The organism is Sulfurimonas sp., from assembly GCF_028694605.1.
GTDB lineage: Bacteria > Campylobacterota > Campylobacteria > Campylobacterales > Sulfurimonadaceae > Sulfurimonas.
The window spans coordinates 24,246-40,691 of record NZ_JAQVKP010000003.1; the positions used below are offsets into that span (position 1 = coordinate 24,246).

The 16,446-nt window shown below is 42.0% G+C and carries 15 protein-coding genes and 1 pseudogene; 6 read left to right on the forward strand and 10 right to left on the reverse strand.

The window, feature by feature from the left end; all coding sequences use genetic code 11:
• Genes PHY84_RS02650 through mqnP form a run of 6 tightly spaced genes read right to left on the reverse strand, consistent with a single transcriptional unit; the run spans position 1 to position 4,677 of the window.
• Complete coding sequence (locus PHY84_RS02650; protein WP_299857453.1) at positions 1–606, reverse strand: DedA family protein; 606 nt, start codon at positions 604–606, stop codon at positions 1–3.
• A complete protein-coding gene (murG, locus tag PHY84_RS02655; RefSeq protein WP_299857456.1) occupies positions 599–1,609 on the reverse strand; it encodes an undecaprenyldiphospho-muramoylpentapeptide beta-N-acetylglucosaminyltransferase in 1,011 nt (336 codons plus the stop codon). Before murG ends, PHY84_RS02650 begins: the two co-directional genes overlap by 8 nt.
• Positions 1,610–1,613: 4 nt before the next feature.
• Positions 1,614–2,777 carry an FtsW/RodA/SpoVE family cell cycle protein gene (locus tag PHY84_RS02660; RefSeq protein ID WP_299857458.1) on the reverse strand — a complete coding sequence of 388 codons (1,164 nt, stop codon included), beginning with the start codon at positions 2,775–2,777 and terminating at the stop codon, positions 1,614–1,616.
• 6 nt (positions 2,778–2,783) lie between these two features.
• A complete protein-coding gene (locus PHY84_RS02665) occupies positions 2,784–3,302 on the reverse strand; it encodes a hypothetical protein (protein WP_299857460.1) in 519 nt (172 codons plus the stop codon).
• Positions 3,299–3,820, reverse strand: coding sequence for a hypothetical protein (locus PHY84_RS02670; protein ID WP_299857462.1), 522 nt, complete (start codon positions 3,818–3,820; stop codon positions 3,299–3,301). Before PHY84_RS02670 ends, PHY84_RS02665 begins: the two co-directional genes overlap by 4 nt.
• Positions 3,817–4,677 carry a menaquinone biosynthesis prenyltransferase MqnP gene (gene mqnP, locus PHY84_RS02675; protein WP_299857464.1) on the reverse strand — a complete coding sequence of 287 codons (861 nt, stop codon included), beginning with the start codon at positions 4,675–4,677 and terminating at the stop codon, positions 3,817–3,819. Before mqnP ends, PHY84_RS02670 begins: the two co-directional genes overlap by 4 nt.
• A gap of 248 nt (positions 4,678–4,925) precedes the next feature.
• On the opposite strand from mqnP, the gene PHY84_RS02680 reads away from it, so the two are divergent.
• The 6 genes from PHY84_RS02680 to PHY84_RS02705 are packed head-to-tail and all read left to right on the forward strand — an operon-like array spanning position 4,926 to position 11,729.
• Positions 4,926–5,603, forward strand: coding sequence for a response regulator transcription factor (locus tag PHY84_RS02680; protein ID WP_299857466.1), 678 nt, complete (start codon positions 4,926–4,928; stop codon positions 5,601–5,603).
• Positions 5,596–7,014: an ATP-binding protein gene (locus PHY84_RS02685; protein WP_299857468.1), complete on the forward strand. Its 1,419-nt coding sequence runs from the start codon at positions 5,596–5,598 to the stop codon at positions 7,012–7,014. The genes PHY84_RS02680 and PHY84_RS02685 overlap by 8 nt, the downstream gene beginning before the upstream one ends.
• Positions 7,015–7,072: 58 nt before the next feature.
• The gene (locus tag PHY84_RS02690) at positions 7,073–9,001 is read left to right on the forward strand and encodes an LTA synthase family protein (protein WP_299857470.1); all 1,929 of its coding nucleotides are present in this window, start codon (positions 7,073–7,075) and stop codon (positions 8,999–9,001) included.
• A complete protein-coding gene (locus PHY84_RS02695; RefSeq protein ID WP_299857473.1) occupies positions 8,991–9,677 on the forward strand; it encodes a phosphatase PAP2 family protein in 687 nt (228 codons plus the stop codon). The genes PHY84_RS02690 and PHY84_RS02695 overlap by 11 nt, the downstream gene beginning before the upstream one ends.
• Before the next feature lie 12 nt (positions 9,678–9,689).
• Positions 9,690–10,583, forward strand: a complete 894-nt coding sequence (gene miaA, locus PHY84_RS02700; RefSeq protein WP_299857475.1) for a tRNA (adenosine(37)-N6)-dimethylallyltransferase MiaA — start codon at positions 9,690–9,692, stop codon at positions 10,581–10,583.
• Positions 10,584–10,589: 6 nt separating this feature from the next.
• On the forward strand, positions 10,590–11,729 hold the full coding sequence (locus PHY84_RS02705; RefSeq protein ID WP_299857477.1) for a L,D-transpeptidase: 1,140 nt from the start codon (positions 10,590–10,592) through the stop codon (positions 11,727–11,729).
• Positions 11,730–11,993: 264 nt separating this feature from the next.
• On the opposite strand, the pseudogene PHY84_RS02710 reads toward PHY84_RS02705, so the two are convergent.
• The 4 genes and pseudogenes from PHY84_RS02710 to PHY84_RS02725 all read right to left on the reverse strand — a co-directional run.
• Positions 11,994–12,386: pseudogene (locus PHY84_RS02710) on the reverse strand (arsenate reductase ArsC); the annotation flags it as partial.
• Positions 12,383–13,645 (reverse strand): arsenic transporter, encoded by a 1,263-nt coding sequence (locus tag PHY84_RS02715; RefSeq protein WP_299857479.1) that lies wholly within the window; start codon positions 13,643–13,645, stop codon positions 12,383–12,385. The pseudogene PHY84_RS02710 and the gene PHY84_RS02715, both read right to left, overlap by 4 nt.
• A complete protein-coding gene (locus tag PHY84_RS02720) occupies positions 13,642–13,950 on the reverse strand; it encodes a metalloregulator ArsR/SmtB family transcription factor (protein ID WP_299857481.1) in 309 nt (102 codons plus the stop codon). Before PHY84_RS02720 ends, PHY84_RS02715 begins: the two co-directional genes overlap by 4 nt.
• A gap of 113 nt (positions 13,951–14,063) precedes the next feature.
• Positions 14,064–16,433, reverse strand: coding sequence for a flagellar protein (locus PHY84_RS02725; RefSeq protein WP_299857483.1), 2,370 nt, complete (start codon positions 16,431–16,433; stop codon positions 14,064–14,066).
• Positions 16,434–16,446: the final 13 nt, after the last annotated feature.

Below are 16,446 nucleotides of genomic sequence, written 5' to 3' on the forward strand. Positions count from 1 at the left end.
TTAATACCCCTTTTTTGATTTTTGGTAACGAATATACCATAAAGCTAGTAAAACTAATATAACGACAACTACAAAAGTTATCTGTTTAAGATAAGCGTCTATGAGTTCTTGATTTTCGCCTATGGTGTAGCCAAGTATAACGAGTATAAACGCCCAAAGAGAAGCTCCAAGAGCGGTGTAGAGTGAAAAAACCGCCAAATTCATACGTGCAAGTCCTGCGGGAATGGAGATAAGCTGGCGAATCCCCGGAAGCAGTCTCCCTATAAATGTGGAGATATGCCCATGTTTTTCAAAATAATCATCCATCTTTTGAAGCGCATTTTCTTTGATAAAAAAGTATTTTCCATATTTGCTTAGTATCTTTCTGCCAAGAAGCAGTGCAAGATAGTAGTTCACAAATGCTCCCGCCATCGACCCTCCAAGCGCACTTAGCATAATCATGCCTATGTGCATCTCTCCTTTGGATGCCAAATAGCCCGCCGGAATAAGCACTATCTCGCTGGGAAAAGGGATAAACGAACTCTCAATAGTCATTAAAATAAAAACACCAATGTAGCCCCAATCTAAAATAAGCTCCACTAAATCAGAGGCTAACTCCCTAAGCATTTAAGTCCTTAATCATCTCATGCGCGGCATCTTTTGCACAATATGCTACAAGCGCTTTACTCTTTTGCTCCAAATCTTGCCCTAAGATAGAGAGTAAAATCGTTCTCAAGTCACCGCCCTCTCTCTCGCACCATCCCAAATCATGCGCAACTATAAACCTTGCATTGTGGTACTGATGGTCTGCTGCTGCATGAGGAAACGGAACAAAAAGCGCAGGTAAGCCGTTAGCGCATAGCTCCCAAAGTGTACTTGCCCCTGAGCGGCTCACCGCCAAATCCGCTTTTGCCATAAGAGAAGGAATCTCTTTTGTAAAAGAGTAAATCTCTACCTCTACTTCAAGCTCCCCGTAAGCTTTTTTTACCCTCTCAAAATCTCTCTCGCCTGCTTGATGGATGATATGTATGCCTTGCTCTTGAAGCTCTTTTGCGACACTTAATGCCAAATCGTTAATCGCTTTTGCACCTTGTGAACCGCCCAAAAAGATAATAGTTTTTATCTTGCTTCTCACTCTTGCAGTCTTAAAAAAAACATCTTTTACGGGATAGCCTTTGATGGGAGAAGAGGCGTCATACGCTGAGATAAATCGCTTTGCAAATGGCTTTAAGAGGGAGTTGAGCCTTCCCTCCACAGCATTTTGTTCATGGATAAAAAGAGGTATGCCGCAGCTAAGAGATGCAAACGATGCAGGAGCGGCAGAAAATCCGCCAACACTGTAAGTTGCCTCAATATGATGTTTTTTTAAAATAGCCCGTGAAGCCAAAAAAGCACGAAAAACACGCCAGAGCGCTTTGAGTTTGCCGAAGCCTCTTTGGTTGACAACTCCTGTCGTCTCTAAAAAATAGACATGGCTAAATGCACTATGTTCCTCAAAATATTTTCTATCCTGTCCGCTGGTAGAACCTATAAAAATAGCTTCATGCCCCTCACTCGCCGCTGCTTCAACAAGAGACTGGGCTATCATAAGGTGTCCGCCCGTACCCCCGCCTGTTATACATAGTTTCATCGTTTCAACTTCTTTGTGCATTTTTTGATATCATAAGAACCATCCCAATCCCGATAGACGCCGCCAAAATAGTAGAACCCCCATAGCTTAAGAATGGTACGGAGATACCTTTGATAGGCGTGATACCGCTTATACCGTAAGCATTTACTAAAAATGCGAAAGCCAAAAGCAGTCCTACTCCAAGGCTAAATAGATAGTTTTTTGTGTCTTGGACTCTGTTGGCAATTTTAAAAATTCTCTGAAGCATCATCATAAAAAGAGCAACAACTGCAAAAACACCAAAAAATCCGAACTCTTCGGCAAGTCCCGCCAAAACAAAGTCCGTATGCACTTCACTTAAAAAACCGAGCTTAAATGTGCCGTTTGACAGACCTGCACCAAAAAGACCGCCGTTGTGGATGGCATTTAGCGAGTGGCCTATCTGGTAAGGTTCTACCTCGGTTGGAACACGAAGCTGTGAAGCAACGGCTTCGGGAAAAATTTCCAAAACGGTGTTTTGCGCTAAAGCCCACCAAGATTTGATGCGCAAAATCCTATGTTCGGCCGTAAAGATAAAAAAGAGAAAAAAGAGAACCGCTCCGCTCAGCAGTGTCAAGAAGAAATGAAAACTGCTCCCTGCAAACATCAACATAAAAAGAAGCGTAAGCCCAAGTACCACGACCTGACCCAAATCGTTTTGCACAAAAGCAATTACAAACATCGCCCCGACAAAAACTATACCGTAAGGGGCAAATCTGATATACTCCTCTTTTACGCCCATACCGCCGTGATGTCCCAATTTTCTTGAAAAACTCCATGCTAGAAAATAGACAAACCCTATCTTAAAAAACTCAACAGGCGCTATGGAGAAGCCAAAGAACTTAATCCACCGCTTTGCACCTCCGACTGCCGAGACGAGAGATTCCGGTAAAAATGGCATCGCTATCATCAAAATAGTAGAACCTATAAAAAGAGAGAAACCAACCATTGAGAGATGTTTTTCTGGATCGCCCTGAGCCAAAAGCCACATAACAAAGATACTTAAAATCCCAAAAAGAGCTTGTCGCACAGCAAAGTGGAACTGATGCAAATCAAAAAGAATCGTGATATATGCAGAGAGCGAGTAGGTCAGAACTATACTAATGCCAATCAAAACTGCCACAAGTGCAAATAATTTTCTATCTGCCATCAGCCGTTACTTTATCTTGTTAATCTTAAGCACAAACTCAACTTCTGCTTTAGATATATGCAGCTCTTTTGAGATTATCTCCAAAGAAGCGCCCTGTTTGTATAGCGAAATTATTTTTTCATCATCATTTCCATGGATAGAGGCGGGTATGGATATCTGCTTGACACCGTTTTCCAGTGACGATAGTCTGGATTCTATATGCCCCTCTATCATCAAAAGGCTCTCTTCAACTCTTTTAATAGTTGCTGCGAGAGGCTTTATCATATCATAAACCGTTCTCTCAACCTCTTGGTAAATCTCTTCATCGCTCATTCGGCTGCTGTTTTTTTGGATATTTGCCTGTGTTTCCGAGAGCTTTTTTTTGAGATAAAAAATCTCTTTGTTCAGCTCTTCTGCCACGGTGGCAACCGAGCGGATGTTTTTGTTATACTCCGCATCTTTGGTAAAAACGTAGTAGAGCAGATACAAAATCATAGCCGCCATGGCTACTACCAAATACTCTATATTTATGGACTCTAAATTCATGCTCTACTCTCTCGTGCTTCACGGATAAGCACTCTTTCTCTGGCTGTCAAATAAGCATTCCACTCTTTTTCATCACGTTCATGTATCTTCGTGATTTCAGCCAGCGAGCCATCAAGCGCTTTAAAAAAGAGTGCTATATCACGTTTTGGATGTACGGGCATAGCAACTCTTCCATAATACTCCACTCCACTCTCTAAAAGTTCTGCGGAGAGTTTAAAGTGTTCAAATCCGATAGACTCAATCTCTGCTTCATCTACAAGAGAAACTCTTTTTGGCTGCTCGTTTTTCAAAAACATCTCAAGCGCATCTATCTTTCGATGCAACTCAACGATAAGGTTAAGCAAAACCGGATCGGTATCGGCCGTATCTCCTTTTGCACGTGCGAGCTTGAGCCAGTGGCTTATAGGGTCATCATCACTCTCGCCAAGTTTGTCAAACTCTCTTGCGTACAACTCACTATCCAAAGCAAGCGGACTGAAAGCTATACTAATCGGGGCTTTTACTAAACGAATGCTCATAATATAACCTTATCCATAACGATTAAAATAAAAAAGAGTATGCCAAGATAACCATTGACGGTAAAAAAAGCACGGTCAATTTTTGTAAAATCTTTTCGCACCAAATAGTGTTCATACGAGAGCATCACGGCACTCAAAACTACTGCCGTAACAGCAAAAAAACCAAGCTGCGCCACCCAGACGAAAAGCGCCCAAAAAAGGACAGTAAGCAGATGAAATAGTGTGGAGAGCAGAAGCGTCGTCTGCTCACCGTACTTTGAGGGGATGGAGTGCAGTCCTTTTTCTCTGTCAAACTCCATATCCTGCAAAGAGTACAAAAGGTCAAAGCCCGCCACCCAAAATAACACGCCAAGACTAAGCAGAACCGACCAAACGGTTATCTCTGCACTTACCGCAACCACACCTGCGATGGGAGCAAGTCCGAGAGAGACGCCAAGTACGATGTGTGCCAAAGAGGAGAAACGCTTAAAGTAAGAGTAGCTTCCAAGTATGAGCAAGATAGGAAAACTAAGCGTAAAAGCAAGCGGGTTGATGATGTAGGCAACCCCCACAAAAGCAAGTGCGTTGACAAGGGTAAAAATCAATATACTTGAAGCATCAAGCCGCCCGTCAACATTTGGGCGAGAAGAGGTGCGGGGATTTTGCGCATCGATATCTCTGTCTGCAAATCTGTTAAGACCCATGGCAAAATTTCTTGCACTCACAGCCGCCCCCACCCCCAACACAAGAAGTCCAAATCCAAACCACCCATCAGCCGCAACAATCATAGCTATAAAAATAAAAGGAAGCGAAAATATGGAGTGTTCAAACATCACAAGTTCGTTAAAATCTTTCAGTTTATTGACATATCTTTGCAAAGTCAGCCTCGAAATTGTTTTTGTTTTATTCTATCTAAAGTTGCTTTAAAAGCGTATGACTTTAGGATTTTTAATGAAAATCTTTATAGGTTCCTATATGAATAAAAATTCATCTTGCGTTCATATTGTCTTAATCTTCATATTCTATTATAATACTTAAAAAGCCTCTACAACATATAGGAATGCAATTGAAAAATCAACAAAAAAACAGAGTTTCAAAGATGATAATGATGGGTATTTTATAGCAGATGCGCGTACTTGTAGTAGAAGATGATGTAAAGATAGCCTCATTCATAAGACAGGGTCTGCAAGAGGAGTCTTACAGCGTGGACGTATCATACCACGGCGATGAAGCTATATACTTGGCGCAGACAAACAGTTACGATATCATAATCCTTGACATAATGCTTCCGGGCTCAAGCGGAATGGAGATCTGCGAAAAGCTGAGAAGCAAAAACATTATAACCCCCATCATCATGCTCACAGCCAGAAACAGGCTTGAGGACAAGATAGACGGGCTTGACAGGGGTGCCAACGACTATCTGACCAAACCATTTGCATTCGAAGAGCTGCTTGCGCGCATACGCGTTCAGCTTCGCAGCACCCACTCTTGCTCATCCGCGGTAATCGAGATAGCCGACCTGAAAATAGACATGAACCGCCGCGAGGTCACACGTGCAGGCAAAAAGATAACGCTCACAAGCAAAGAGTACGCTCTTTTGGAGCTGTTAGCCAGAAACAAAAAAAGGCTCCTGAGCGAAACCGTCATAAAGGACAGCATAAGCGACATGGAACAAGATATGATGAGCAATATCATAAGCGTGTATATCTATAGGCTGCGCAACAAGATAGACAAATCCCACGACATAAAACTTATCCATACCGTACGTGGTCTGGGATATATGCTAAGCAACGAACATGTTTAAAAGCCTAAAGATAAAACTGCTCTTCTTTTTCCTGATAACGAACATCCTTGTGCTCTCAGGCTTTGGCATATTCATATATATGACCGCGAAAAAAGGGGTCTCTGATAGCCTAGACACTATGCTTAAGATAATAAGCATAGATGTCATCCCCGATTTTAAAGAGGACAAACATCTTGACGCAAAAGGGGTTGCTGATGAGCTCTACGAAGAGTTTGGCTTAGCGCCTCTGCATGTAAAGATAATCCACTATGACAAGATAAACGGGACTGTCGAGCAGGAGAGCGTCTCCTCCGCCGCTTATGAAGGGCTCTTTGACATACCGCTCAACGAGATGGGGCATCTGCACAGCATATATTATTTCGACAAGGACCTTTACCGCGTCAGCTCTATGCTTTTGTTCGACGATGACGGCACAAAGGTGTTCTTTCAGCTTGGTATGCTAAAGGACGTGGACTCCCCTTATCTCAAGGATCTCGCTATCAGCCTTCTCATAGCCAACCCCGTTATTCTTATCATCTTTTTGTTCATTGCCAACACGCTCGTTAACAGAACGCTCCAGCCGGTCAAAGATGTCATCAGGTCTGTAAACTCCATCTCTGCCAACAAGCTTTGCAAACGTATCGACGCAAAGAGCATACCTACCGAAATAAAGGAGCTGGTGGAGACCTTCAACAGGCTTTTGGACAACCTCGAAGAGTCGTTCAAGAGGATATCCTCTTTCAGCAGCGACGCCTCGCATGAGCTAAAGACGCCGCTTACGGTCATCAGGGGCGAAGTGGAAGTATGCCTAAGGCAGGAGAGATCGCCGCAGGAATACAGGAACGTGCTAGAAGACGTGCTTGTAGAGGCGCTTCGCGTGCAGGAGACGATAGACCAGCTTTTCCTGCTCACCAAAAAAGACACGGCCGAACTCGGGAAGAACTTCACGGAGCTGTATCTAGACGAGCTGATCCCGGACATAGTATCGCAAATAAGCAGGTTCGCATCAAGAAGGTCGGTACGCATAAACATAAAGAACATCATCCCGGCCACTATCTACGCAAACGAAACACTCTTAAGGATAGCCATCGAGAACATACTTAGAAATGCGATAATTTACAGCGCGCAGGGCGCAGAGGTAGAGATAGGCATCATCGACTCCGACAACGAATACCTCCTCGTCATAGAAGACCACGGCTGCGGAATAACGCAAGAGGACCTCCCATTCGTGTTCGATCGTTTTTACAGAGCCGATAAAGCCCGTTCGCGTAAAGCCTCGGAGTCGGGAACCGGGCTCGGGCTTGCCATAGTCAAGATGATACTCGACATCCACCGCTACGGCATAGAGCTGCAAAGCACACCTGGAGCCGGAACCAAAGCCATCATCAAGATACCCAAGAGCGATGAACAAAAATTAATATTTGATTCATAGAGCTTTCATCCGCATATTTTAATATTCCTGAACACTTCGTTCTTCTAAAGGATATTAAATGAAAGAAACAATATACGGCAGGTTCAGGTTCATCACCCTGATCTACATATTATTTTTAAGCGTATCGGCGCTGACACGAACCGTTCTTTTGATAAAGTCGCTGAACATGCTTGACATGTCGCTTTTTGAACTGCTGCAGATATATCTCATAGGCGCATTTTTTGATTTCGCCGCGGCAAGCTACCTCGTGATACCTTTTACGCTCTATCTGCTTTTTGTGCCTCAAAAACTGTTTGGGCACTCCGTTCATAAGTATCTCTCACATATATTTACCTATGCCGTGATATTTGCTCTGGTTTTCTACTCGTTTAGCGAGTGGTTCTTCTGGGACGAGTTTAGCGTAAGGTTCAATTTTATCGCCGTGGACTATCTGGTCTATACTACCGAGGTGATAGGCAATATAAGAGAGTCCTATCCTATGGGCATGCTTCTAAGCGTCATTGCCGTTATAGCTGCGGCGATATTCTGGGTCGTTCACAGACTCGGATATATAAACGACATTTCAAAAGACGACAGAAATTTCAGAGGACGCCTCAAGCCGACCGTATTTTACCTGATGTTTCCGGTAATATTCTCGATGGGAATGCCGCAGGAACTCTCAAAAATATCGCAGAATCAATACGCCAACGAGCTTGGCAAGTCTGGACTATACTCGCTTTTCTCGGCTTTTAGGAACAACTCCATCGACTATGACAACTTCTATGCAAGAGAAGACGAAAAAGAGATGTTCTCAAATCTCAAGAACGTCTTAAGCACCAAAAACAGCATATTCGTCCATCCAAAAGAGAACGATACCGTCCGCCAGATAGTGAACAGAGGCGAGGAGAAGGACTATAACGTAATGGTACTAACGGTCGAAAGCCTCAGCGGAAAATTCCTTGAGTCTTTGGGCGGAGAGGGGGGCTTGACGCCAAATATCGACGCACTGGCAAAAGAGGGCATGTTCTTTAGCAACTTCTATGCAACGGGGACAAGAACCGTAAGGGGGATGGAAGCCATAACTCTCTCCATCCCTCCCACTCCCGGCCGCTCCATCGTAAAAAGACCCGACAACCACGGAATGTTCTCAAGCGGCTTCATATTTAAGAACAAAGGCTACGAGACCAAGTTTATCTACGGCGGCCACGGATACTTCGACAATATGAACGAGTTCTTCTCCAACAACGGCTTTGATATAGTGGACAGAACCGATTTTACGGACGAAGAGGATACATTCCATACTACATGGGGAGTTTGCGACGAGGATCTGCTGAACAAAACGCTCAAAGAGGCCGATGCCTCATACAAGACCCACAAACCGTTCATGAGCTTCATCATGACAACATCCAACCACCGTCCCTACGACTATCCGGACGGGCGCATAGACATACCTTCGCACACAGGCAGAGATGGTGCAGTAAAATACACCGACTACGCAATAGGCGATTTTCTGGCAAAAGCCAAAACCAAACCGTGGTTCAAAGACACCATATTCGTCATAGTGGCAGACCACTGCTCGACAAGTGCGGGCAAAACAGAACTGCCGCTTGACAAATACCGAATCCCGATGATAATGTATGCGCCCTTTATCATAAAACCTCAAGTCATAGACAAGGTCGCGAGCCAGATAGATATAATGCCTACACTCTTTAGCATGCTCAACTGGTCGTACAAAAGCAAGTTCTACGGCAATGACATACTTGACGACTCGTTTAAAGAGAGGGCCCTTATAGGCACATACCAGAAGCTCGGTCTTTACAAGGACGGCGTACTTACCGTTTTGTCGCCCGGCAAAAAGGTGCAGAGCTATAAAGTGCTAAAGACCGATGCTTTTGAGACGCAGTATGAAGATATATCGACCGACGAACATACAAAGGAGGACACCATATCCTACTATCAGGGGGCAAGCTTGCTGCACAAGAAGAGAATGGACCGCTATGACAACTAAAAAGCAGCTTCTCCTGACTGCTTTTTTGCTTATATCTGTCTTCTTTTTCTTTGAATACAGCGCAACGGACATTATCATACAAGACTTTTTTTTCGACAAAGCATCAGCCTCATGGCTGCTCTCTCACAAAAACGGCAGCTTGCTCGACATGCTTTTTTACACAGGCATTAAAGCTGTATTGATTGGCTTTGGGACGGCTATGCTTGTTTTGTACATCTACTCTTTTAGAAACACTCCAAAAGGGCTAGCCTTAAAAGGGTACAGAAGAGGACTTTTTGTGGTATGGACGGCTCTGCTTACCGTCCCTCTGCTCATAGGCGCTCTCAAAGCGGCGACCAATACACCCTGTCCATGCCATTTTACGCGCTACGGAGGAGAGTACCCTCATATAAAAGTACTTGATACGATGCCTACATACATAACAAAAAAGTTCAAATGTTTTCCCGCAGGCCATGCGAGCGGAGGTTTCGCACTCTTATCACTCTTCTTTCTTTTTAAGACGCAGCGTAACAGACAAAGGGCTATATTCGCCGCTCTTGGCATCGGCTGGAGCATGGGGTTGTACAAAATGGTCATAGGAGACCACTATCTGAGCCACACTCTCATAACCATGATAATGTCGTGGTTTATCATACTTCTCATCTACAAAATATCCTCACTACTGCATCAAAAATGATATAATCCTTTTATGATTCAACTAGCGATTATAGGACCCACAGCATCGGGAAAAAGTGATTTAGCCATAAAAGTCGCTAAAAAAATCAACGCCTACATACTCTCCATAGACTCACTATCTATCTACAAAGAGATAGACATCGTCTCTGCAAAACCCTCAAATGAGGAACTGCAAGAGGTTAAGCATTTCGGCATAGATGTTTTACAGCCAAATGAGTATTTTAGTATTGAAATTTTTATACGGCTTTACAAAGAAGCGGTGCAAAAATGCCAAGACGAGAGCAAGAACCTCATCATTGTAGGCGGAACTTCTTTTTATCTGAAGATGCTTGTCGATGGACTCTCAAATATCCCGGCAATAGATGATGCAGCAAAAAAAAGAGTTGAAAATAGGCTGCTCAACCTGCAAGATAGTTATGATTTTTTATACGCAAAAGATAGCGAGTACATGAAAAACATCTCTGCAAACGACAGATACAGGATAGAAAAAGCACTTCTTATCTATGAGGCTTCTTCTCTTGCCCCAAGCGAGTGGTTTAGGCAAAATCCGCCAAAACCCGTTATAGAAAATCTTCCTATTTACAACATTGATGTTGATAGAGACATTTTGCGAGAGCGCATAAAAAAACGCACCCTAAAGATGTTTGAGAGCGGACTGATAGACGAAGTATGCCGCCTAGAACAACGCTACACAAGAGCGCCACACTCCATGAACTCAATAGGCATAGTAGAAGTTCTGGAGTATCTTGACGGCAAAGTAAGTAAAGACGAGATGCTAGAAAACATCTCAATCCACACCGCACAGCTTGCAAAAAGACAGCAGACTTTTAACCGAACCCAGTTTGATGGTGTCATCAATGCACCGCTTGAGGAGTTAGAAGCGATAATCATGGACAACTTGCTATAATTCGATATGTATTTTTTAAAGCTCTTTTTTGCATCACTTTTTTTTAACACTTTGGTTTTTGGGGATGGGAAGTTTTATACCCTCTCCATGTGTTTGACAAAAGACCATGACGGTGCTTCCTACTTTTTAAACCGATATCTTGATGAGCCTGAGGCAGATATATTTATAGTCAAGCTGGAAGATGGACGCTACCTTACGACTTACGGCTCTTTTAACTCAAGAGAGAAGGCGGCGGAGTTTATGGCAAAGCTCCCCGAGAGGCTTAAACAACATAAACCTTTTATAAAAGAGTTTGACTACAACTTAGCCCACGCCAAAGATACTCAAAAATATATATTTCACAAAGAAAATTTCAACTACTCTATCTCCGTTTGCTCCTCTAAAGAGTACAAAAATGCCATTGGATGCGTCAAAGAGTATATACCAAATCAAAAGAGCGAGGTTTATATCATCAAAGACGATGACGGGCTTTACAAAACACTCTATGGTGCTTTTCAAACGCACCAAGAGGCACAGAAGTTTATAAAAACTCTTGCTGAAGTGACAAAATCACAGGGACCTTTTGTAAAAAAACTACCATATAGCCTCAAAGACAAACGAAACTACTCTGAGAGGATTCTAAAAAGAGAATCAAATCAAAAAAAAGCCATAGATGTAAATCAGTTTGTCAAATTTGAGAAGATTGTTATCAGTGTCGATTCCAAAACACACAAGATGTCGCTCCAAGGCATCTTAGACGGCAAAGCGGTAGAACTCAAAGAGTACAAAGTCTCCACCGCTAAAAGAGATATGCCAAAACCATTAGGCGAAGGCGGTATAACCTCCATATCCCTGCATCCTCACTGGTACCCAACGCAAGAGACTATAGAGCATTTTAAAAAAACAAAAAATATCAATCTGCCTTCGGTTGTACCATACGGACATCCGCACAACTATATGGGAGAAGCAAAGATAAATCTGACACATGAAGTTGATGGCAAAAACGTATTTAGGATACACGGCACCGTAAACGAATCCACAATCGGTAGAAGCGAATCCGGCGGATGCATCAGAATGAAAAACGCAGAAGTAGCAGAACTAGCAACCCTGCTTCAAAACTACTCAGATAAAAAAAGCATGAAAAATATAAAAGTAATTTTGAACTGATGCTCCTTACAAAACTTTAGACCTCAAAAGAGCTGCTTCTATCTCCTCTTTTTTAACCTCTCCGCTGAGTTCAAGCAGTACATCGCCGTCATCTCCGCTTACTTGCATATCTTTTATCTTCTTTTTCGTATCATCACTCATACACTCGCATGCGCCTGTTTTGCAATTTTGTACCATTTTGACGATTTTTGCTTTTTGCACGGCGCCGCTGAACTTTATCGCCACACCGCTTCCCTTTTGCGTCACCTCTTTTTTCATTCCAAAAAGAACCTCTTTTACCTTTGGAAGCAAAACCTCTTCTATCTCTTTGTAGGTTGCTTCAAACGCCTCATACCCCTTGCCGTCCGGATCTTCAAAGCCGACATGAATCTTTTGAACAGGACGAGGAAACATCGGGCAGGTCTCGTTTGCATGGTCACATACGGTTACAACTAAGTCAAACTCTTCATCTATCAATGTATCAAGCGTTTTGGAGTGGTATTCGTCTCTCCAAATCCCTTTCTCCTCTAGCAGTTTTTTAGCGTTTGGATTTACTCTTCCGCTGGCTCTCACACCGCTGCTCTTTGCCTCAACACCATCTAACTTTGCGTTTATGAGAGCCTCTGCGATTATGCTTCTGCAACTATTTCCCGTACATAAAACCAAAACTTTTTTCATATTATTACTCCGAGTGAAATTAAAACAACAAGTAAAATCGGCGGTGTAACAAGCAGTCCAAACTTGCTATATTCCCAAAAGCCTATTTTTACACCTTTTTGTGAAAGTACATGTAGCCAAAGCAAAGTTGCCAGCGAACCAAACGGCGTCATCTTAGGTCCCAAATTACAACCGATGATATTTGCATACGCCAAAGCTTGATTTGGTATATCAACCAAAGCTATATCCATTATCATAATGGTCGGCATATTGTTCATAGCGGCACTTAAAATCGCACTTATAAAACCTGTCCCGATAATTGCTGCCATATCGCCCTTTGTTGCCAAATCTTTTAAAACAGAAGCCAGATAATCGGTAAGCCCTGCATTTTTGAGTCCGTAAACTACGATGTATAAACCGATACTAAACCAGACAACCTGCCAAGGTGCGGTTTTTATGGTAAGCATAGCACGAGCGGCTTTCATGTAGGAAGCAAGTACCAAAAAGAGAAGCCCGCCGCCAAGGGCAAACAAAGAGATTGGCAGATGATAAGCGTCGCCTATAAAATAAGCAACAAGCAAAAGTGCCAAAAAGAGCCATGATACATAAAAAAGCGGTTTGCTTTTGAGTACATCGTCAGGATTTTTGAGCAGATTTACATCTATGGTTTTTGGTATATCGTTCTTTAAAACAAGCCATAAAACAACTATAGATATGATTACGCTCACAACAAAGGGCACAAACATAACACCCAGATACTCCACAAATCCTATGTTAAAGTAGTTTGCCGTAACTATATTTGTAAGGTTTGAAAAGACGAAAGGCAGCGATGCGCTGTCACTTATGAAACCCCCTGCAAGTAAAAATGCGATGATGGTTTTTACATTTAACTTAAGCAGCCTCATCTTCGCCAAAAGTATCGGTGTAAGGATTAGCGCTGCACCGTCATTTGCAAAAAGAGCTGAAACGAAAGCCCCTAAAAGCAGAGCATACACAAACATAAGATGCCCGTCTCCGCGGCTGAGCTTTGCCATTTTTATAGCGCACCACTCAAAAAAACCTATCTCGTCCAAAACCATCGACATAATGATAATCCCGATAAACGCCAAAGTCGCATCCCAGACAATGTTGCTTACAATAAGCACATCACCAAAACTCACCGTACCAAAAGCTAAAGAGACTATTGCGCCGATTATTGCCGTTGTACCGATTTTTAGCCCCTTTGGCTGCCAGATAACAAAAATCAGCGTTGTTAAAAAAATCAGACTTGAAACTATCATACACTACACCCTTTTCTTAGCTTTGGAATCTCAATATCAAGCGAATCAAGCTCTTTGAGCACGGAGAGCCTAAACTCATCAAGAGGCGAGCGGATAGAGTAGTACGCCCAAGTCCCCCTTCTCTCAACCCTCAAAAAACCGCCCTCTTTTAGGATTTTGAGATGTCTTGAGATGCGGGACTGAATCATATCAAACGAGTTTTCTATATCACAAACACAAACCTCTCCGTTTTGGTTGATAAACTTGAGTATCTTTACTCTCGTTTCATCGTATATAGAACCAACGGTTTGAAGAAATAACTCCATGTAACTCCTCCTATAATTTTATGAAAAGTCAATTACAAAATTATACCAAAATATCAAGATATATTGATATATATATTATAAAATTTCTGTTTTCGAGCAAAAGAGCGTCTTAGCTATAGCCCTTTTGCACTCTTTGCCAGTCCTGCCCACGCAGAAGCAGGGTCGGCATCTATGGCTTCTTGGTATGCTTTATTTGATTCTGTATCTCTCCAGAGTTTTGCCAAAACGCTTCCTAAAAGATATTTTTGCCTTGCTCTTTGATTTTTCTTCAACTCAACCGTATCAAGCATTTTGATAACATCCAATGCCTTGGCATAATCCTCTTTTTGGGTATATGCTTCATAAAGAGCAAACTCAACAAAAGGTGTTTGCGCCAAAGAACCTGAAGTTTTTTGAATCTTTAGTATCTTCTCTCCATACGCAATTACCAGATTTGTATCTTTTATATTGCCCCCGGCTGCCATCATAGCCGCATATCTATCGCTGTCAATATAGCTCTCTCCATAAATCTCTACTACTTTAGACATAGACTCTATCATCTTTTGTGTGTTTTCAAGCCTGTGATATGTGTCAAAAACCACCCTATAAACATCTTGATACGCAGAGTTTTTTTCTTTGGCTATAAGCGTTATAAGCTCTTTGGATGCCTCTATAACATTTGTGTAGTTACCGGTTGCAAAATCTATCTTTATGTAGCGATAGAGCCATTTTTTTCTCTGCTCCAGCTCTTTGGATTTAAGATTTCTATCTGCCATTTTCTTGGCAAGTAAAAAATCTGCTCCCTTCATCGCACACTCATAAACACCGTCATCCCACTGCGCAGACAAATCAATTTGATACTTAGAAGCAAGTTGCAGCACTTTGTTGCACTCTTTTGTCTCTAATGCTTCCTGCATAGCCCCAATAGCGGCATCAACAATAAGCTCAGGCACATCACCGTACTCTACCTTATCAAGCGCTTGAAGCTCTGTTTCAAGAGCAAGCACCCCCTTAAACATTTTTTGTGCTATTAGAAGTTTTGCTTTTTCATAAAGTGCTTTGTCTCCGATTCTATCTTTTGGGTACTCTTGTATAAGCTTATTATACATCTCTAGCTTTGAGGTTTTGTTTGTCTCATTGTCCTCATCTACATCAAAAAACAGTGAATCTTTGGCAATTTTTACTTCCTCAAGATAAGTTCCGTCAGGAAACAGCTCCGAATACTTGTTCAGAGCTTTAAGTGCCTCTTGTTTCATCTTGGACTGGCTAAGCCAAATACCGATATTTTTCAGCAATCCTTCATACTCGTCATCATCATAATTCATCTTTGCCACAAGTGCTTTTGCTATAGCAGCGGCAGATACAAAATCACCATTATCTGCAAATTCATGTATCATATCTATAGATTCAGACTTCTTTTGCATAAAAATATCCGGTTTTGCCAAAGAGATTTTTTCTATATGTTTTGCCGCTTCACTGATTTTTGCATTCCAAAGATGAAGTCTGCCAAGCTTATATGCCGCTTCCGCAGCAACATCTATGTCATCTGCCTCTTTAAGTATCTTTTCATAAATACCCTGCGCCTTAGAAGTACCCCCGCTATCCTCTAGCCCTTCTGCCATATAGATATATCCCCGCATCGCATAAACTGAATCAGGATGTTCGCTAAATAGCCTATCATAAAAATAGTCTGCATCGCTATTTATGCCCATTTTGTCATAAGATTTTGCGATAAGTGAAAGCACCTCGGCAACATTTTCATCAGATGAGTAGTTTCTCAAATACTCTTTTGCGGTCTCAATAAGCTTCTCATTTTCTTTTAGCTTTGCGTAGATTCTAATCTTATAAAAAAGGAGTTCTGCTCTAAAGAGCGAGTTTGGATACTCTTTTAAAACATCCTCTACCAGCTCAAGAGCAAACTCGTAGTTTTTCTCATCATAAAGTTTTTTGATTTTTAGATATTCTGTCACATCCCCTACACGCTTGATATAGACTGGGTTTCCTTTGATATCCAAGCTTCCGACATAAGGGAGTTTTTCATCATGTGACGTAAAAGGCAGATTGATTGCCAATCTGCTTTTAGTCTCTTTTTCCATGTAAGGGATATTCTCTTTATAGCCCACAATCATCCAGTGGTTTGAGAGTTCAACATTAGCTCCAAAAAGCGTCTCCTCTTTGCTTAGATTAAAAACTATCGGCAGAAGCTTCATCTTCTCATATGGCTTGATAATAAGAAAAAATGTATCTTTTTTTATCTCACTATCAATTTCAAAAAAGGTGTTTTGAAGTTTCTGTACTTTTTTTGAAGGGGATTTGGAAAAAGCACAAACAATTTTGATGACATTGTCAAAATCATCTTTAAACTCTTGACATAAAAACTTGTCTTTATCGCTTATATGGAGTGTGGAGTATGGCTGATGATTCTCTTTTGCACCCTGAAGGGAGATTTCAAGCGCAAAAAGAGAGGCGAAAGAGAAAAGAAGAAGGAGTATTATTTTAAACAAAATGCCCCTCTCC